19 protein-coding genes are annotated in these 19119 nt (G+C 41.2%); 10 read left to right on the top strand and 9 right to left on the bottom strand.

What is annotated here, in order from left to right; translation table 11 throughout:
* Window positions 1–72: 72 nt before the first annotated feature.
* The 4 genes from C3007_RS03005 to C3007_RS02990 are packed head-to-tail and all read right to left on the bottom strand — an operon-like array spanning window position 73 to window position 2124.
* Window positions 73–369 carry a YciI family protein gene (locus C3007_RS03005; RefSeq protein WP_103853029.1) on the bottom strand — a complete coding sequence of 99 codons (297 nt, stop codon included), beginning with the start codon at window positions 367–369 and terminating at the stop codon, window positions 73–75.
* A 13-nt stretch (window positions 370–382) separates the two neighbouring features.
* The gene (gene yciA / locus C3007_RS03000) at window positions 383–841 is read right to left on the bottom strand and encodes an acyl-CoA thioester hydrolase YciA (protein WP_103853028.1); all 459 of its coding nucleotides are present in this window, start codon (window positions 839–841) and stop codon (window positions 383–385) included.
* A 9-nt stretch (window positions 842–850) separates the two neighbouring features.
* Window positions 851–1396, bottom strand: a complete 546-nt coding sequence (locus C3007_RS02995) for a septation protein A (protein ID WP_103853027.1) — start codon at window positions 1394–1396, stop codon at window positions 851–853.
* Window positions 1396–2124, bottom strand: a complete 729-nt coding sequence (locus C3007_RS02990; RefSeq protein ID WP_123772516.1) for a hypothetical protein — start codon at window positions 2122–2124, stop codon at window positions 1396–1398. Before C3007_RS02990 ends, C3007_RS02995 begins: the two co-directional genes overlap by 1 nt.
* 355 nt (window positions 2125–2479) lie before the next feature.
* On the opposite strand from C3007_RS02990, the gene C3007_RS02985 reads away from it, so the two are divergent.
* Both C3007_RS02985 and dld read left to right on the top strand, forming a co-directional pair.
* Entirely contained in the window at window positions 2480–3127 is a 648-nt protein-coding gene (locus tag C3007_RS02985; RefSeq protein ID WP_103853025.1) for an OmpW/AlkL family protein, read from the top strand.
* Window positions 3128–3245: 118 nt separating this feature from the next.
* On the top strand, window positions 3246–4937 hold the full coding sequence (dld, locus tag C3007_RS02980) for a D-lactate dehydrogenase (RefSeq protein ID WP_103853024.1): 1692 nt from the start codon (window positions 3246–3248) through the stop codon (window positions 4935–4937).
* A gap of 86 nt (window positions 4938–5023) precedes the next feature.
* On the opposite strand, the gene hemH is transcribed toward dld, so the two are convergent.
* Genes hemH through ydiJ form a run of 3 tightly spaced genes read right to left on the bottom strand, consistent with a single transcriptional unit; the run spans window position 5024 to window position 9513 of the window.
* The gene (gene hemH / locus C3007_RS02975) at window positions 5024–5992 is read right to left on the bottom strand and encodes a ferrochelatase (protein WP_103853023.1); all 969 of its coding nucleotides are present in this window, start codon (window positions 5990–5992) and stop codon (window positions 5024–5026) included.
* On the bottom strand, window positions 5989–6408 hold the full coding sequence (locus tag C3007_RS02970) for a hotdog fold thioesterase (protein WP_103853022.1): 420 nt from the start codon (window positions 6406–6408) through the stop codon (window positions 5989–5991). The genes hemH and C3007_RS02970 overlap by 4 nt, the downstream gene beginning before the upstream one ends.
* 9 nt (window positions 6409–6417) lie before the next feature.
* Window positions 6418–9513 carry a D-2-hydroxyglutarate dehydrogenase YdiJ gene (gene ydiJ / locus C3007_RS02965; protein WP_103853065.1) on the bottom strand — a complete coding sequence of 1032 codons (3096 nt, stop codon included), beginning with the start codon at window positions 9511–9513 and terminating at the stop codon, window positions 6418–6420.
* 481 nt (window positions 9514–9994) lie between these two features.
* On the opposite strand from ydiJ, the gene ompA reads away from it, so the two are divergent.
* The 5 genes from ompA to grxD all read left to right on the top strand — a co-directional run bounded on the left by ompA (window position 9995) and on the right by grxD (window position 13359).
* Complete coding sequence (gene ompA / locus C3007_RS02960) at window positions 9995–11029, top strand: porin OmpA (RefSeq protein ID WP_103853021.1); 1035 nt, start codon at window positions 9995–9997, stop codon at window positions 11027–11029.
* Between the two features lie 95 nt (window positions 11030–11124).
* Window positions 11125–11706, top strand: a complete 582-nt coding sequence (locus tag C3007_RS02955; RefSeq protein WP_103853020.1) for a LemA family protein — start codon at window positions 11125–11127, stop codon at window positions 11704–11706.
* Between the two features lie 12 nt (window positions 11707–11718).
* Window positions 11719–12162 carry a TPM domain-containing protein gene (locus C3007_RS02950; RefSeq protein ID WP_103853019.1) on the top strand — a complete coding sequence of 148 codons (444 nt, stop codon included), beginning with the start codon at window positions 11719–11721 and terminating at the stop codon, window positions 12160–12162.
* Window positions 12155–12943 (top strand): TPM domain-containing protein, encoded by a 789-nt coding sequence (locus C3007_RS02945; RefSeq protein ID WP_103853018.1) that lies wholly within the window; start codon window positions 12155–12157, stop codon window positions 12941–12943. Before C3007_RS02950 ends, C3007_RS02945 begins: the two co-directional genes overlap by 8 nt.
* An 83-nt stretch (window positions 12944–13026) precedes the next feature.
* The gene (gene grxD, locus C3007_RS02940) at window positions 13027–13359 is read left to right on the top strand and encodes a Grx4 family monothiol glutaredoxin (RefSeq protein ID WP_103853017.1); all 333 of its coding nucleotides are present in this window, start codon (window positions 13027–13029) and stop codon (window positions 13357–13359) included.
* 218 nt (window positions 13360–13577) lie between these two features.
* On the opposite strand, the gene C3007_RS02935 is transcribed toward grxD, so the two are convergent.
* The gene (locus C3007_RS02935; RefSeq protein ID WP_103853016.1) at window positions 13578–14468 is read right to left on the bottom strand and encodes a DUF3298 and DUF4163 domain-containing protein; all 891 of its coding nucleotides are present in this window, start codon (window positions 14466–14468) and stop codon (window positions 13578–13580) included.
* Between the two features lie 130 nt (window positions 14469–14598).
* Between C3007_RS02935 and folP the strand changes: the two genes are divergently transcribed.
* The 3 genes from folP (at window position 14599) to sixA (ending at window position 17366) form a co-directional block, all read left to right on the top strand.
* Complete coding sequence (gene folP, locus C3007_RS02930; protein ID WP_103853015.1) at window positions 14599–15423, top strand: dihydropteroate synthase; 825 nt, start codon at window positions 14599–14601, stop codon at window positions 15421–15423.
* 48 nt (window positions 15424–15471) lie between these two features.
* Entirely contained in the window at window positions 15472–16806 is a 1335-nt protein-coding gene (gene glmM / locus C3007_RS02925; protein ID WP_103853014.1) for a phosphoglucosamine mutase, read from the top strand.
* Window positions 16807–16898: 92 nt separating this feature from the next.
* Window positions 16899–17366: a phosphohistidine phosphatase SixA gene (gene sixA, locus C3007_RS02920; protein WP_103853013.1), complete on the top strand. Its 468-nt coding sequence runs from the start codon at window positions 16899–16901 to the stop codon at window positions 17364–17366.
* A gap of 62 nt (window positions 17367–17428) precedes the next feature.
* Here the strand turns inward: sixA and C3007_RS02915 are convergent, their stop codons facing one another.
* Window positions 17429–19000 (bottom strand): AbgT family transporter, encoded by a 1572-nt coding sequence (locus tag C3007_RS02915; RefSeq protein ID WP_103853012.1) that lies wholly within the window; start codon window positions 18998–19000, stop codon window positions 17429–17431.
* Window positions 19001–19119 lie beyond the last annotated feature (119 nt).

Here is a 19119-nt window from a genome sequence, read left to right as displayed (position 1 = left end):
TCTTGTTTTCACTTTCTTACGTTAAACAAGAAAAGTGCGGTGTTTTTTGAGAGAATTTTTGCGATTTTTTGCTTAGAAAACTTTCTTAAATGGCTTAATAATCACCTCGCCATAAACGCCTGCTTCCACATAAGGATCTTGGCTTGCCCATTGTTGTGCTGCTTCAAGGCTGTCAAATTGGGCGATTACTGTTGAGCCAGTAAATCCAGCTTCACCGGGGTTTTCGTCATCAATGGCAGGATTTGGGCCTGCAGTTAAAAGGCGGTTTTCTGCTTGTAATTGTTTTAAACGTGCAAGATGTTGTTCACGCACCGCAAGGCGTTGAGCAAGGGTATTGGGTTTGTCTTGAGCAAAAATAACGTAATACATAGTTTCTCCTTTTTTAGGCTTCATCAATTAACGCAAGGGCTTTTTCTAGCTCTGGGTTATTTTCTCTTGGAACAACACGCGGTCGTCCGTTGCTATCTACTGCAACAAAGCTGAATACGGCTTCGGTTACGCAATAGCGTTCACCAATGGGTTCGCTGGATACTTTTTTCGCCCACACTTCAATTTTAATTTGCAATGAAGTGCGTCCCACTTTCACGCAGCGGCCGTAGCAACATACCACATCGCCCACAGAAATCGGGCGGATAAAGGTCATACTATCCACCGCCACGGTAACCACACGGCCGTGCGCAATTTCTTTGGCTAAAATTGCACCGCCCATATCCATTTGCGACATAATCCAACCACCGAAAATATCGCCGTTGGCATTGGTATCAGAAGGCATCGCAAGGGTGCGTAATAACAATGTGCCTTGTGATTGGCGGCCCGTTTTGGTTTCAATAAATGCAGACATAATGTTTTCCTATTGTTCTTTATTCTCTGTTTTTGGAAGATAACGATAAATATAAACGCCTGTCGCGACTGTTGCAACAAGGCTGAGTCCAATAATGCCGAAGGTTTTGAAATCCACCCAAAGATCATCGGAAAAATATTGGCTGATGATGATATTTAGGATCATACAAAACAGAAAAAATCCTGCCCAGCCTAGATTTAATTTATTCCAAACGGCATCGGGCAGTTGAATTTCTTTACCTAATAATTGCTGAATGAGCGGTTTCTTAAAAATCACTTGGCTGATGATTAATGCCAAGGCAAACAAGGCATAAACTACCGTTACTTTCCATTTTAAAAATTCTAATTCGTTGAAATAAGCGGATAAAGCACCAAAAAAAACCACCGCACTTCCCATAATGAGCTGTTGTTTTTCAATTTTGCCGTATTTCAGTTTCAGCACCACAAGCTGAATGATTGTCGCAATAATCAAGGCGATGGCCGCTTCACGAATGCCGACTAGTTTATAAACAGCAAAAAAAACTAAGAGCGGTATAAATTCTAAAATTTGTTTCATTATTGTTGATCCTTGCGCATAAATAAGGTGTAAAAGCGATAAGTGAAAAGTAACGAAAACACGCCAACCGCAGCGCTTAAAAATAACATTACCACATCAAAAACAAGGTTATCGCTCAATGAAGAAATGCGTCTTACCACAAACGGCAGTACCACATAAATTAACAAACAATAAATAAACAATGGCGCAGCGCGTTTCACGCCACTTAACCAGCTATTTTTCAAGGCTTGCATAATGCCCACGGGCTGAATCAGATATTCCGTAGAAGCGAGGCTTAAGCGCACAAAAATAAAAAAGCCAAGCAACATTGCCACCAAAGAGAGAATTGAAGGGGATTGTCCTTGCAAAATGGCAAACAGGCTTTCTACCACGCCAATCATCAAGGGAATAAATCCAATCACACTAATTGCCACCACGCCCGCAAAACGTTGCAACGTTAGTACCGCACTTTGGTTTAAGGGATTTTGATTTAACGGATTTTGCTGCTGAATGCTAATGCGGTGAAATGTGAGAATCCCCCAAGAAGAAATAAATAGGCTAACTAGCTGTTGCGCCACACCAATTACCAAAAATTCTGCGCTGATATTGCTTGGCAAAGGCAAATTTTGCCCACTGGCTTGGCTGATTTCAGGCATCGGCACGACCGCGCTTAAAAGAAAATAGAAGATTAACGAGCTAATAAAAAAGAAAAAGATAAATTGCTGGGTAATCTTCTTTTGATTACGCATAAAATTCCAACAATCTTGAAAAATTTGAGTAAAATTAATGTTCATTAGTTTGCTTCCAGTTAAAAATCATTGCGATATTATACAATAAGTCGCTAAGCATTGCCCTTTCCTTTGCTGAAACCCTATCTTGTTACGCATAATGGCTTTTGAGTTACAACGCTTAATTTTGTGTTAGATCAAATTTTCTCTATTGTTAAACAAAATGAAAAGTGCGGTAAATAAATTTTTCAATTTTTTTAACAAAAATTTAAAAAATTTGAGCTATATCACAAAAGCGATAACTATTTAGTGGTATATTTCGCAACGTGTAAAATACACAAAGTTTGTAAGGATATTAACTATAGAGGTACTTTTTATGAAAAAAACACTGATTGCACTAGGTTTAGCAAGTCTTTTTGTAGCCACTTCTGCCAATGCACATCAAAGCGGAGATGTATTATTAAGAGCAGGTGGTGTGTTTGTGAGCGCAAATTCTGATTCTCACACTAAAACACCAATAGATGTTAATTTGAAAGTAAGTGATAATGCACAATTAGGGCTAACCGCGACTTATATGCTTACAGACAATATTGGCGTGGAATTATTGGGTGCAACACCATTTTCACATAAGATTAAAGCAAATGTTCCTGCGGCAGGTTTAAATTTAGGACAAGTTGCTAAACTTAAACAACTTCCACCAAGTTTGTATGTGCAATATTATTTCTTAGATAAAAACGCAAATTCGCGTCCTTATATTGGTGCAGGTTTAAATTACACCAGATTCTTCAGTGCAAAATCCACTCACTCTGGGGTAACTGATTTACAAGTGAAAAAACATTCTTTTGCTCCAGTCGTGAATGCGGGGATTGATATTAAATTAGCGGATAACCTTTATTTGAACACCGCAATGTGGTACACGCAAATCAAAACTACAGCGAGATTCAAAGCCTTAGGTGCTGCGCACGAAGTCGATGTAAAACTTAATCCATTCGTATTCTTTATGGGATTGGGGTATAGTTTCTAATCTGTAATATTCATTTTTCTAGCCCACGAGTAAGGTGGGCTTTTTCTTTAGTTGAAATTTCTTTTTATCCCTTTTATAGTAAATGTTAAATTATTGTTATTTTTACAAGGGGATCTCAATGTCAGCCACTCAATTAATTACGCAATTAGCGCAAATTGTTACACCTAAATATCTTATTACCGATCCGCTAAAAGCGGAAGAATACACTACAGGCTACCGCTTCGGACAAGGAAAAGTGCTAGCCGTGGTGCGCCCCGGATCATTATTAGAATATTGGCAAGTATTAAAAGCTTGTGTTGCAGCCGATGTGATCGTGATTTCTCAAGCAGCAAATACAGGGCTTACGGGCGGATCAACTCCTGCAGGCAATGATTATGAGCGCGATATTGTGCTTATCAATACAATGCGAATGACGGGCATTCAGCCTATTAATAATGCGGAACAAGTGGTGTGCTTTGCTGGTTCGCGCCTAAACGATTTGGAATTATTGCTGAAAGAATATAAACGTGAGCCACATTCCGTTATCGGTTCGTCTTGTATTGGCGCTTCGGTAATTGGCGGAATTTGTAACAATTCAGGTGGAGCATTGGTGCAACGTGGACCAGCTTATACGGAAATGGCACTGTACGCACAGTTAGATGAGAACGGCGAATTGCACCTCATCAACAATCTTGGTATTGATTTAGGTGATAGCCCAGAAGAAATTCTGACTAACTTGCAAGAAGGACGTTATCAGCGTAAAGACATTCATCTTGATTGTGGTAAAGGACACGATCACGATTATTGCCACCACGTTCGCCAAATTGATGCGGACACACCTGCACGTTTTAATGCCGATCCGAATCGCCATTATGAGGCTTCAGGCAGTGCAGGAAAATTGGGCGTGTTTGCTGTACGTTTGGATACGTTCCCGCAAGATAAAGAAAGTGCGGTGTTTTATATCGGCACAAATGATACCCAAGTTTTAACCGACATTCGCCGCCATATCTTAGCTGAATTTAGCAGTTTGCCGGTATCGGGTGAATATATTCATCGTGATGCCTTTGATATTGCCGCTGAATATGGAAAAGATACGTTCTGGGTGATTAAACGTTTTGGTACGCACCGTTTACCAAAATTATTTGCACTCAAAGCCAAAGCCGATCGCCTAATGAAAAAATTCGCGTTTTTACCAAATCATCTCAGTGACAAAGCATTGCAATTTGTGTCTAAATTGCTGCCACAACATTTGCCACAAAGTTTGAGAGATTATCGTGATCAATATGAACATCACTTAATCTTAAAAATGGGTGGGGAAGGCGTGAAAGAAGCAAGAGAATATTTGCAAAGCCTATTTGCAGATAAATCCAAAGGGGCATATTTTGAATGTAGCCCAGAAGAAACCCAAGCTGCAATGTTGCATCGTTTTGCTGTTGCTTCCGCTGCCATTCGTTATCGTGCCATTCACGAACCTGAAGTGGAAGAAATTGTGGCATTGGATATTGCTTTACGCCGTAACGATCAAGATTGGTTTGAGAAATTGCCTGCCGAGTTAGAAAATAAATTAATTCATAAACTCTATTACGGCCATTTTATGTGCTATGTGTTCCACCAAGATTATTTAGTGAAAAAAGGCTACGATTGGGAAGAAATCGAACACGAAATGTTAGCCTTGCTTGATAAACGTGGCGCGCAATACCCAGCGGAACATAACGTAGGGCATTTGTATGAAGCGAAACCTGAATTGAAAGCGTTCTACCAAAAATTAGATCCGACCAATAGCTTCAACCCAGGCATTGGTAAAACTTCTAAAAAGAAAAACTGGGCGTAATTATGGTTTGAGTGAAAAACGAAAGTGCGGTCTAATTTTTAGAAAAATTTAGCAAAATGCCTAGACATTCATCTAGGCATTTTTTTCTATATTTTCTTCTTAATTAATTCCGCCATCATTTCAATGTGAGCGGGTTCTGCGTTAAGGGCTGGGATATATTGGAACGATTTTCCGCCGTTATGCAGGAAAATTTCGCGGTTTTCTACTTCAATTTCTTCCAACGTTTCTAAACAATCCGCAGAGAAACCGGGGCAGATGACGGCGATTTTTTCAATGCCTTGGTTTTTTGTGGCATTTTGTAAAAAATGATCTGTATAAGGCTGCAGCCATTCTTCACGGCCGAAACGAGATTGAAAGCAAAGTTGCCATTGGTTTTCTTTTAAGCCAAGGCGATCAACCACGGCGATGGTGGTTTGTTTGCAATGCTCGCGATAATAATCCCCTTCTTGCTCATAACGCAATGGAATACCGTGGTAGGAAAAGAGCAGGAATTCATCAGGTTTCATTTTGGCTTTGATGGATTGTGCAAGCGCATCAATATATTGTTCGTCAAGATGATACGAATGAATAAACTCAAACGGCACAAGCCCACGAATGGATTTTAATGCTTGGGCAAAACAGTCCAACACTGCCGCCGTTGTGGTGCTGCTGTATTGCGGATAAAGCGGTAGCACAATGATTTTATCCACTTGATTTTTGAGCAAATTTTCCACCGCACTTTGCATTGAAGGATTGCCATAAGTCATTCCAATTTCCACAAGAGCATTAATGCCTTGTTGATCGAAATAGTGCTGTAATTTCTGTTGTTGCTGTTTTGAAATCACTAATAATGGCGAGCCTTGTTCTGTCCAAACACTGCGGTAGGTTTCTGCCACACGTCTGGAACGGCGAGGCAAAATTACGCACTTTAATAGTGGCCACCATTGCCAGCGGGGCAGATCTACCACGCGTGGGTCGGTGAGAAATTGCCATAAATAGCGTGAAAGGGCTTTGGGTTCAGGGGAGTCTGGCGTGCCTAAATTGGCAAGAATGACGCCGATTTTTTGTCTGTTCATTGATTCACCACGCTTAATGTGAGTTTTGCAAAGCAGCATAGTTTATCCGCTTGATCTTTAATGTCAATTTGCCAAAATTGGGTGGTTTTGCCTAAACGAATAGGGGTGGCTCTGGCGGTTACCACGCCTTCACGCACAGGGCGAAGATGGCTGGCGTTAATCTCTAATCCAACCACTGCTTGCTTTTCTTCCACGCAGCAAAACCCTGCCATTGACGCAACGGTTTCCGCCAACGCTGCAGAAATTCCGCCGTGTAAAAAGCCCATTGGTTGAGTGGTGCGCTGATCAACAGGCATTGTGGCTTCTAGCCAATCGTCCCCTTGGGCGCTAAATTGAATGCCTAAATGGGCCACGGCACAATGGGCGTTAAATTGATTAAGTTGTTCTAAGGTAAAGTGTTTTTTCCAAATTTTCATTGTTTTATTCTAGTTAAGTAAGGTTAAGAGGGCTTGCACTGGGTGTTTTGGTTGCCATTTTTCCAAGCGTTTCACTTGGCTGCGGCAAGAATAGCCTGTGGCAAGGCAGTAATCAGGATTTTTACCTGCCAATTTTTTCTCCCACGAGCTAGCATAAATGGCTTTCGACATTGCAATATGTTGTGTTTCGTGACCGAATGTGCCAGCCATTCCGCAGCAGCCCACGGTTTCCACTTGTAATGGTTGCCCAAAGGCAGCGAAGATTTCTTGCCATTCTTTAGGACTATTTGGCAGCCCTGTAGATTCAGTACAGTGAGGGAATAAATGCCACTGTTGATCTTCTGGCAAAGTGCGGTGGTTTTTTTGTGAATTTTTTATTCCCTGTGCGAATTGCTCAGAATGGAGTTGATTTTTTAGCCATTGATGGGCGGTAAGCACTTGGAAATCACCACATTCTGCGCCCAAAATTTCACGATATTCATCACGGTAAGACAGCACAATAGCAGGATCTACACCCACTAAAGGCAGGCCTAACTTCGCCATTCGATTTAAAAATTCTGCTTGATTTTTCGCCGTTTTGGCAAAGCGAGTGAGAAACCCTTTGATATGCTGTGCTTTTCCATTGGGTTTGAATGGCAACAAAATTGGTCGATAGCCGAGCTTTTGGGTTAGCGCCACAAAATCCGCCACTACTTTGGCATCATAATAAGAGGTGAAAGGATCTTGTACGATAAGCAGCATATTTTGCTTTTCGGTTTCGCTTAAGTTTTCTAGCTGTTCTAAACGCAAACCTTGATAGTTAAGGGCGACTAATTGCTGTTGCAAATTCGGTTGGCTTAATAAAGGCAAATCCACCATTCCTAAGGCTTTTTGTGCCAGCGGTTGGGTGATTTTGGCCGCGGTGAAAAAGTTAAAAAATTTCGGTGCTTTTGCCATATAAGGCGCAACCAGTTCCACATTTGACACCACATAATCTTTGATTGGGCGAGCATAACGTTGATGATAAAAATGCAAGAACTTGGCACGGAAACTCGGCACATCAATTTTTATCGGACATTGGCTTGCGCAGGCTTTGCACGAAAGACAGGTATCCATCGCAGCTTTCACTTCGTGAGAAAAATCATATTCGCCACGCGCTTTTTGCAAGCTGTGGCGAATTTTAGCTACAAAATCGCTGAGTTTCATTTGGCTTTGGCGAAAATCTAATTGATCGGCAGAAATGTTTTGATTAGCCAGTAAACGCAGCCATTCACGCACCATCGCTGCACGTCCTTTCGGTGAAAACAAGCGATTTTTGCTCACTTTCATTGACGGACACATTGTGCTGTTTAGGTCAAAATTAAAGCATAAACCATTGCCGTTGCAGTTTATTGCGCCAGAAAATTCTGCTTTCATTTGAATTGGAATTTGGCGATCTTGATCCGCGCGCATTGGCGATAGGATAGAGTAAAGCGCTTGTTCGCTGTCAAGTGCGGTGCAAATTTTGCCCGGATTTAGGCGATTTTGCGGATCGAATAGGGTTTTGATATAACGCAGTTCTTGCCATAATTCAGGCGTGAAAAAGGTTTCGCCATATTGCGAGCGCATTCCTTTGCCGTGTTCGCCCCAAATTAGTCCGCCGTACTTGTGCGTGAGATCTGCCACTTGATCGGAAATGTCTTTGAACAGTTTCACTTGTTCTTTGTCGCATAAATCAAGGGCAGGGCGAACGTGTAGCACGCCAGCATCAACGTGGCCAAACATTCCGTATTCTAAGTGATGGGCATCAAGCAGCGCACGAAATTCACTGATGTAATCGGCAAGATGTTCAGGCGGTACGCAGGTATCTTCCACAAAAGGAATGGGTTTGGCCGCACCTTTCGCATTCCCCAGTAAACCCACGGCTTTTTTACGCATCGCATAAATACGCTCAATGGAAGGCAAGTCGCTGCAAACTTGATAGCCGATAATATCATCTTGATTTTGCGCAATTTTCTCATCAAGCTGGGCGCAAAGTTGTGCCACTTGTTTTTCAATCAGGGCTTTGCTGTTGCCGGCATATTCCACAATATTCAAGCCAAGAATGGGGTTTTCTTGATCTTCAGTCAACAGATCGCTCACGGAGTGCCAAATGATGTCTTGTTTGGCAAGGTTTAGCACTTTGCTATCCACGGTTTCCACTGAAAGGGCATTGGCTTTGAGCATAAAAGGTGCGTTACGCAACGCGGCATCAAAAGAGCGGTACTTTATATTAATTAATGTGCGATATTGTGGGATTGGCGTGAGATCTAAAGTCGCTTCACAAATAAACGCGAGCGAGCCCTCTGAACCTGTTAAAATGCGTGAAAGGTTAAATTCTGATTCATCATTATTAAATACATTTTTGAGATCGTAACCCGTTAAAAAGCGATTAAGCTGTGGCAAATCACGCAAGATCTCAGGGCGTTTTTGTTGGCAACGCTGGAAAATTTCTTGATGTAAATGACGGTTGCGCTGAGAAAGCGGTTGTTGCTGTAATGATTGCTCGAAATCTGCGGTTTTCAGCGCGTGGGTGTCAATCACTTCGCCATCGATTAAGACGGCACGCAAACCTAAAACGTGATCGGAGGTTTTGCCATACCGCAATGAGCCTTGCCCTGAGGCATCGGTGTTGATCATTCCTCCTAGGGTCGCACGGTTACTGGTGGATAATTCAGGCGAGAAAAACAACCCATAAGGTTTCAAAAATTGATTCAGTTGATCTTTTACCACGCCGGCTTGCACTTTCACCCAACGTTCTTGTACATTGAGTTCAAGAATTTTCGTCATATAACGCGAAAGATCCACAATAATATTATTATTTAAGGCTTGCCCATTGGTGCCTGTACCGCCGCCGCGTGGGGTAAAGGTGAGCGAAAGGTATTTTTCTTTTTGAGCTAATTTAGTGAGGCGCACCACATCTGCCGTATTCTTAGGGAATAAAATGGCTTGTGGCAGTTGCTGATAAACACTGTTATCCGTTGCAAGACTTAAGCGATCCGCATAGCTTGAAGCAATATCGCCTGTAAAATGTTGGCGCTTGAGTTCTGTTAAATAATCAGAAACTAAAGGTGAAAGCTGTGGAATATCAGATAGACGTGGTAGCATTTTATTACTCATATAATGATTAACAGAATGGCGAGATTTTAGCATATTGTTACGATCCTTTCATCGAAAGAAAGGGATCAAATTTGTTTTTTCGGTAAGGTGAAACGAGAAAATAGATCTATTTCTGCTTAAAAAATAATCTGAAATAGTAAGTGTTTGTATGAATTTTGAGCTAAAAAGAGAAAAATCGTTTGATTTTCTATTTTTTCAAGCTGATAATATATTCGCTTTGAATAGGTCCGATCTGATTAGATTGACGTAAAAGCAAAGTAGGAATAGAGGAAATATCGTTCTCTAAATACTTATAAGATTAAACTTAGCCATAAACTATGGGTTCATTTTATAAAAAAAGTTTGTTTTTTTGTAAAAAAAGTTTAAGATCAACGTACACACATTATTGTGTTTAGGTTTCATTTGGCAACTGATACTAAATGAAACTTTCATTTTAAATTTATTGATGACTAAATAGAGGATCATCCAAATGAAAAAAACTGCAATCGCATTAGCTATCGCTGGTTTAACTGCTGCATCAGTAGCACAAGCTGCACCACAAGCAAATACGTTCTATGCTGGTGCAAAAGCGGGTTGGGCATCTTTCCACGATGGTTATGGCCGTTTAGATAACAATGCTACCTACGGTGTTTTACGTAATTCTGTAACTTATGGTGTATTCGGTGGTTACCAAATTACTGATAACTTCGCTGTTGAGTTAGGTTACGATGACTTTGGTCGTGCTAAACTTCGTAAAGCTGGTAAAACAGTTGCTAAACATACTAACCACGGTGCACACTTAAGCTTAAAAGCAAGCTACCCAGTATTAGAAGGTTTAGATGTTTATGGTCGTGTAGGCGCGGCATTAATCCGTTCTGACTACAAAAATAAGAAAGGTACAACAACTCTTCTTGGTGAAGATGCGCACAGCTTAAAAGTATCTCCAGTATTTGCTGGTGGTTTAGAATATAACCTTCCATCATTACCAGAGTTAGCATTACGCGTTGAATATCAATGGGTTAACGGTGTTGGTCGTTTAGAGCAAAACGGTAAACGTGTAGATTACACACCAAACATCGGTTCTGTAAGCGCAGGTTTATCTTACCGTTTCGGTCAAGGTGCACCAGTTGTAGCGCCTAAAGTTGTTTCTAAAACTTTTGCGTTAAGCTCTGATGTAACTTTCGCATTCGGTAAATCTAACTTACGTCCAGAAGCACAAAGCACATTAGATGGTATCTACGGTGAAATCGCTCAATTAAAATCTGCAAACGTTGCAGTAGCTGGTTACACTGACCGTATCGGTTCAGAAGCATCTAACTTAAAATTATCACAACGTCGTGCAGAAACTGTTGCTAACTACTTAGTATCTAAAGGTGTTTCTCAAAACGCTATCTCTGCAACAGGTTACGGTGAAGCTAACCCAGTAACTGGCACTAAATGTGACGCAGTTAAAGGTCGTAAAGCATTAATCGCTTGTTTAGCTGATGACCGTCGCGTAGAAATCGCTGTTAAAGGTAACGAATAATTTTTCGTTAATACTTTGATAAGTTTATGAAAAAAGACCTAAACGAAAGTTTAGGTCTTTTGTTATCTCATCATTTTATCGTTAAGGAAAAGAAAATGAAAAAGTGGATTATTGTGCTAATCGTGGCTGTGATCGCAGGTTTCACACTAATGACAAGCTACAATGGTTTAGTGCAAGCGGAAGAAAAAATTGATTCCGTATGGGCAAATGTTGAATCGCAATATCAACGCCGTGCAGATCTCATTCCAAACATCGTGAATACCGTAAAAGGTCAGGCTAATTTTGAGAAAGAAACCTTAACAGGTGTAATGGAAGCGCGTGCAAAAGCGAGCCAAACAAAAATTGATCCAAGCAATATGACAGAAGAACAGCTTGCACAATTCCAACAACAACAAAATTCTGTGGGATCGGCCTTATCTCGCCTATTGGTTACCGTAGAAAAATATCCAGATCTTAAAGCACATGAAGGCTTTATGAATTTACAAGCACAATTAGAAGGCACGGAAAATCGCATTAATGTGGCGCGTGATAAATTTAATGAAGCGGCTCGTGAATATAACCAAAAAATTCGTCAGTTCCCAACAAAATTAGCGGCGATGATTTTTGGTTTCAAAGAAAAACCTTACTTCAAATCTGCAGTAGGATCTGAAAACGCGCCTGTTGTAAGTTTTAACTAAGAGCAGTCTATTATGGCGCTATTTTCAAGAATCCCTTTTGATAAAAAGCAAATCGAGGCGGCAATTGTTCGCCTCGAACAACAAACTTCGGCAGAGTTGCGCGTTTATATTGAACGTCACATTCCAAAGTCATCAAACTCAGTCCTTGAGCAAGCCTTATCTGTTTTCCAGAAGTTAGAAATGACAGCCACAGAGGCGAGTAATGGCGTGTTGATCTACATTGCCTATAAGGATCATCAATGTGCCATAATTGGTGATGAAGGTATTCATCAGTATGTCGGGGAAAACTTTTGGCAAGCGCAATGCACTGAAATGACAAATCATTTTAGCCAAAAGGTTTATACTGAAGGCGTTGTCAATATTATTGATAATATTGCTCAAGTTTTGGCGCAATATTTTCCTATTCAGCCAAATGATCGTAATGAGCTTGATAATGAGGTGATTATTAATGATTAAGCTAATGAAAAGTGCGGTCGTTTTTTTGCTTGTTTTTTTGAGTTTAAGTGCAAGCGCGGTCAATTTCCCACCACCGCCTAATCCTTTTCATTATGTGAATGACTATACCAAAACGCTCACTCCATCGGAAAAACAGCTTTTGGAAAATAAGCTCATTGCTTATTCTAAAGAAACCAGCTCGCAAATTGCGGTGGTGTTAATTCCAACCACAGGGAATTATGATATTGCACAATATAGCTTTGAATTGGGCGACAAATGGGGAATTGGGCGTAAACAGCTTAATAATGGTGTATTAATGTTGATCGCCATAAATGATCGCAAGATTTTTATTGCCACAGGACAGGGGCTTGAGGGTGCGTTGCCTGATGCTTTTCTTTCTCGAGTGATACGCAATGTGATTACGCCAGCCTTTAAGCAAGGGCATTATATGCTAGGTATTGATCGTGGATTGGATTACATCATTGCCGCAAGCAAAGGGGAATATGACGCGGCTCAAACAGAAGATGATGATTGGACACAATATATTCCAATCATAATGATCAGTATTTTTGTCTTATTTGTACTGTTTGGCGAACTAAGTTGGCGTAGAACGCCTTATATCAGCCCTACTAATAATCACAATGGACAAATTTTCCGCCAGCCCCCTGTTCGCAGACGCCGTAGCGGTGGATTTGGTGGGGGCTTTGGCTCTGGCGGTGGCTTTGGTGGTTTTGGGGGCGGCTCAGGTGGAGGCTTTGGCGGCGGTGGCTTCGGTGGCGGTGGTGCTGGTGGAAGTTGGTAATACCCGATTATTATACTCGGGTTATTGGTATCTCAGGCCCCTTATGCTACAATCAGCCCACTTAATTCAAAACGAGGATAATTATGGAAACCTTAGAACGTATTAAAAAACAAATTGCTGAAAACCCTATTCTTATTTATATGAAAGGCTCACCGAAATTCCCTTCTTGTGGATTCTCTGCAAGAGCGGTAGAAGCCCTAATGAATTGCAAAGTACCTTTTGGCTATGTGGATATTTTGCAAAATCCAGATATTCGTGCAGAGCTACCCGCTTATGCAAACTGGCCAACCTTCCCACAATTATGGGTGGAAGGTGAGCTAATTGGTGGCTGTGATATTATTTTAGAAATGTATCAACAAGGTGAATTACAAACTTTATTAGCTGAAGTTGCAGCGCGTCATAAAGAAGAAAATTAATGAAATTTACACCGCACTTATATAAGTGCGGTTTTTTTTAGATTAATTTTTTATTGGGTAAAACCGTGAATTACTTCACAAATTTGAATATTACTCTTTGCTTATTGAAAATGACTTGCGTATTATTTATGCCATAACAAGTGCTATTTTAATAGCCTGATGGTCATATTTTGCTTTCCGAGTGTGCCTCTAATGAGGCACTTTTTTTATTTACTCGTTTATTTAAGCCAAGGTTTCACATATTCAGGATTGAGTAGATCAATTTCTGTTTGCCCCCAATATAAATCCAACGTTCTTTTTCCTTCTGCATAAGAATTAAGTGCATAAGGTGGATAAACAAAATGGATTCCTTCTTGGTCAAAATAAAATTCAGGTGAAATATAAAAATCCTCTAGGGAAGTAAAAGGCTCTTCGCCTTGTTCAAGATTTTGTGTATAAACTTTCCATAAAACATTGCGTAATGTAGGCTGATTTTCTTGAGAAACTACTTTTTCCAGAGTGATTAAGGTTTTTTGTTGTACATCAATATTGAGATAATCAGTCCACCCAAGCCCGTGTGCACCGCCCTCATAAGTATAGTTATCAACCCGAAATCCCACCCAGTTTTGGCGTTGCCCTAAATAGTAAGGTGAAATGGAAAATTCCTTGCCTATCGTTCCTACGGTCAAACTTTCTTCGTGATAATCCTTATAAATTTGTTCTATGCCTTGACGCAACTGCTCTTTAGTCATTCGGCTAGGTTTTTGTTCACCATCGGCTTTCTCATTTTGAGTATATCGCCCCCAATATTGGCGAAGCAATTCGTCAAGCCATTCAATATGGGTTTCAGGCATACTTACTGAAACCTTGATGGTTGCTGTGCTGTCAGTGTTTTTTAGGGTTAATGTTTCTTCTTTTTGGAAGAGCGGAAAAATTTCCACTTGCAATGCAGGGAATAAGGATTTCTGTGCATTCAGCTCATTTTGTAATTGGTTAATTTCTTGCTGTTGGCTCTGTTGCATTTTTTCAGCTTGTTGCAATTTTTGTTGTAATTCAGCCACTTGTTTATCATCACAAGCAGACAGTAAAAAAATCGCACTAAAACTTAAAGCTAAAACTGTTTTGTTCATTTTGATTTCCTCTTGGTTATTTGCTCGTCAGTATAAGTGAATTATGATTTCAGCGCGACAAAATGTTTATATTTTGTTTACACAAATATTTCGCTATAATTGACCGCACTTTGATGCAAAACAAAAGATTATGAAGTTACAAGCCAATAATAAAACCCTTTCCCTAGCTCAGCCCCAAATTATGGGGATTTTAAATTTCACGCCAGATTCTTTTTCTGATAGCGGTCTGTTTTTTGACCGTGATAAAGCCTTATTTCAAGTGGAAAAAATGCTTAATGAAGGGGCAACTATTATCGACATTGGCGGTGAATCCACGCGTCCAATGGCAGAAGAAGTCAGCCTTGAGCAAGAATTAGAGCGTGTTGTGCCAATGGTGGAAGCCGTGAGAAAACGCTTCGATTGTTGGATTTCCGTGGATACGTCTAAGGCGCAAGTAATGGCGGAAAGTGCCAAAGTTGGAATGGATTTCATTAATGATATCCGTGCTTTAACCGAACCCAATGCGCTACAAACCGCCGTGCAGTTAGCCTTGCCCACCTGCATAATGCATATGCAAGGGCAGCCGCGCACAATGCAACAAAATCCTCATTATGAAAATGTGGTGCAAGAGGTGCTAAATTTTCTCGAAAATCGCACCGCACTTTGTTTGGCTGCAGGAATGAAAAAGGAAAACATTATTTGGGATCTGGGTTTTTGCTTTGGTAAAACCGTGCAACATAATTATCAATTATTGCAACAACTAGCAAAATTTACCCAAGATTATCCAGTATTAGCAGGCATTTCGCGTAAATCAACGATTGGCGCCGTGTTAGATAAACCTGTTGATGAGCGTATTGTGGGCAGTGTTGCCGCCGCATTAATTGCGGTGATAAATGGCGCCAAAATTGTGCGCGTACACGATGTTGCGCCCACCGCTGATGCATTAAAAATTTGGCAAGCCACGCAAATGGCATAATCACTTAACTTAATGATTTTTAACCATAAAACATAAAAAGGAATACAAATGGCAGAACGCAAATATTTCGGCACTGATGGTGTGCGTGGAAAAGTAGGAACTTCACCAATTACCCCTGATTTCGTCCTTAAACTTGGTTGGGCAGCAGGAAAAGTGCTAGCAACGCAGGGTTACGGCACCGTATTAATTGGTAAAGATACCCGCATTTCGGGCTATATGTTGGAATCTGCCCTTGAAGCTGGTTTAGCCGCAGCAGGGCTTTCAGCCGCCTTTACAGGGCCAATGCCAACCCCTGCTATTGCTTATTTAACCCGCACTTTCCGTGCAGAAGCGGGCATTGTGATTTCCGCTTCCCATAATCCTTATTATGATAACGGAATCAAATTTTTCTCCACGCAAGGTACAAAATTGCCTGATGATGTAGAAGAAGCCATTGAAGCAATGTTAGAACAGCCAATGGATTGTGTGGAATCCGCACAACTTGGACGTGCAAGCCGTATTAACGATGCGGCAGGGCGTTATATTGAATTTTGTAAAAGCACCTTCCCAGCCCATTTAAGCTTAGAAAATTACAAAATCGTGGTGGATTGCGCGAACGGCGCAACCTACCATATTGCCCCGAATGTAATGCGTGAATTAGGCGCAGAAGTGATCGAAATTGGCACGCAGCCAAATGGAATGAATATCAATGAAAAATGCGGCGCGACCGACATTAAAGCCTTACAAGACAAAGTGTTAGAAACCAAAGCAGATATTGGTTTAGCCTATGATGGCGATGGCGACCGCCTAATCTTAGTGGATCACCTTGGTAATAAAGTGGACGGCGACCAAGCTTTATTTATCATCGCCCGTGAAGCCTTGCGTGCAGGCAAACTAAAAGGCGGCGTGGTTGGTACATTAATGAGTAATATGCGCCTTGAACTTGCCTTAAAAGAATTAGCGATTCCGTTCGTGCGTGCCAATGTGGGCGATCGTTATGTGTTAGAGCAAATGCAAGAAAAAGGCTGGCAGCTTGGCGGTGAAAACTCAGGGCATATCATTATTGCTGATAAAAATACCACAGGGGACGGAATTATCGCTTCCCTTGCAGTGTTAGCGGCAATGGTAGAACATCGCTTATCCCTTAATGAATTAGCCAGTGCGGTGCAGTTATTCCCACAAGTGTTAATTAATGTTCGTTTCGCAGGTGGCAGCAATCCATTAGAAAGCGAACAAGTGAAAGCCGTAGCCGCAGAAGTGGAAAAACGCTTAGCGGGCAAAGGTCGTATTTTATTAAGAAAATCAGGCACCGAGCCGCTAATTCGTGTAATGGTAGAATGCGAAGACGGCGAGCTTGCACAACAATGTGCAGAAGAAATTGCCGAAGCGGTGCGTGCAAACTAAATAAATTGAAAAGTGCGGTGTAAAAGAAGCGAGTTTTTAGCTTCTTTTCTTCTCATTAATTCGTTGCTTTTCATTGAAAATAGAGTAGTGATATGAAAATTTTTGTAATGCGACACGGTGAGGCGCAGACCATCGCCCCATCAGACAGTGCAAGACCGCTCACAGAAAATGGTAAACAGCAATCTTATCAGCAAGGGCAATGGTTACATTCCATTAATGCCGAATTTGATAAAGTGCTAGTTAGTCCTTATCTGCGCGCGCAACAAACCTTTGAGCAAGTTAATTTAGCGTTCCAAAATCAACTGCAAACCAAGTTAGAAACTTGGGACGCTATCACCCCTTATGGCGATTCAGGTTTGGTGCGAGATTATTTGACGGTTTTGGCACAAGATGGGGTAGAAAGCTTGCTGATTATTTCTCATTTACCTTTGGTGGGCGATATTGTGCGCGAATTGTGCGGTCGAAATCCTGCAAATTTTTACCCTGCCACCCTTGTGGAAATAGAAATAAATTGCGCAGAAAAAATGGGCAAAGTAGAAAGAGTCAATTATCCTAAATAGCATATTGAAGAAGAAAAAAGTGCGGTAAAAAATACCGCACTTTTTGTTTTATTAGTTTATTCTTATGGCGTGTAATAGGTAGCTGAACCCGGGCCAACAGGCAAGCCAAGGACAAACACCCAAACAAAGAATAGCCCTGACCACGCAATTAAGAATGCAACAGAATAAGGCAACATCATTGACACCATTGTGCCTACGCCTGCATCTTTCTTATATTTGATCACTGTTGCCATAATTAGTCCGAAATAGCTCATCATTGGCGTAATAATATTGGTTACGGAATCACCGATGCGATACGCACCTTGAATCACTTCAGGGGCATAGCCTGCCAGCATTAGCATCGGGACGAAAATTGGGGCGGTAACAGCCCATTGTGCCGAGGCAGAGCCGATCATTAAATTAATGAAAGCACAGATTAAAATAAAGCCAATAAATAATAGCCCGCCGTGTAAACCGAGATCTTTGAGCAATGTCGCCCCTTTTACAGCAATAATTTGTCCAATATTTGTCCAGCTGAAGAAAGCAATAAATTGAGCTGCGAAGAAAATAATAACCAAATATAGCCCTAGGGTGCTCATTATTTCTGCCATTGCATTGACCACATCTTTGTCGCTACGGATAGATTTTACCACTACGCCATAAACAATGCCGGGGATCGCAAAGAGTAAGAAAATAAATACCACGATAGATTTTAAGAATGGTGATCCTGTGATTAGCCCTGTACTTGGGTTACGCAAAATACCATTTTCTGGCACAACGCTAAGAGCAAGTAATGTACTAAGTAGTAAGAAAGTTAGCCCAGCGAAGACAAGCCCTTTGCGTTCCAAAGGAGACACTTCGGCGGAGCGCTGTTGAGCCAATTCTTCTTGGCTGAGTGAACCTGTGTATTCACCTAACTGTGGTTCTACGATTTTCTCAGTAATAATATAGCCGATAATCGCGATCACAAAGGTGCTCGCGCACATAAAATACCAGTTTGCTTCAGCGCCAACGACATAGCTTGGATCGATAATTTGTGCAGCTTGTTGCGTGATCCCAGCCAGTAACGGATCGATTGTGCCAAGTAATAAATTCGCAGAATAACCACCAGATACCCCTGCAAAAGCGGCGGCTAAACCTGCAAGCGGGTGGCGACCAAGAGAATGGAAAATAATGGCTGAAAGAGGAATTAGCACAAGATAGCCTAATTCTGCCGCCATATTCGACATAATCCCCGCGAACACGACTGCAAGTGTAGTGAGTTTGCGTGGTGCTTTTAATACCACTAAACGCATTGCGGCAGAAATTAACCCCGATTTTTCTGCAATCCCCACACCGAGCATTGCTACAAGCACTGTTCCCAACGGTGCGAAGCTTGTAAAATTCTTCACTAAATTGGTAAGGATTTTTATCAAGCCTTCTTGATTAAGTAAACTGACGGCATAAATAACCCCATCAGGGCTACGACCTTTCGCCCCTTCGGGACGTGGATCAAGGGTGGAAAGTCCAAAATATTCGCCTAAAGCAGAAGAAATAAGAAGTAAAGCAATAAGAATAATAAAGAGGGTTACAGGGTGGGGAAGTGCATTACCAAGCCATTCTATGGTGCGCAGAAACTTGCTTCCCTTTTGTGGTGGGGTTTTTAATGATGTCATCGTTCACCTCATTGTTAGTTGTTAATAAAAAGTAAACATCTATAACTTTAATGCTTTTTTCTCAAAAAGCTAGCCTTATGATAGATTAAAATTGCATAAGATATAGCAAAATTTTTATT

Source organism: Avibacterium gallinarum, assembly GCF_002921135.1.
Classification (GTDB): Bacteria; Pseudomonadota; Gammaproteobacteria; order Enterobacterales; family Pasteurellaceae; genus Avibacterium; species Avibacterium gallinarum.
The sequence above is the reverse complement of the archived record's forward strand: the minus strand, read 5'-3'. Positions and strand labels throughout refer to the sequence as shown.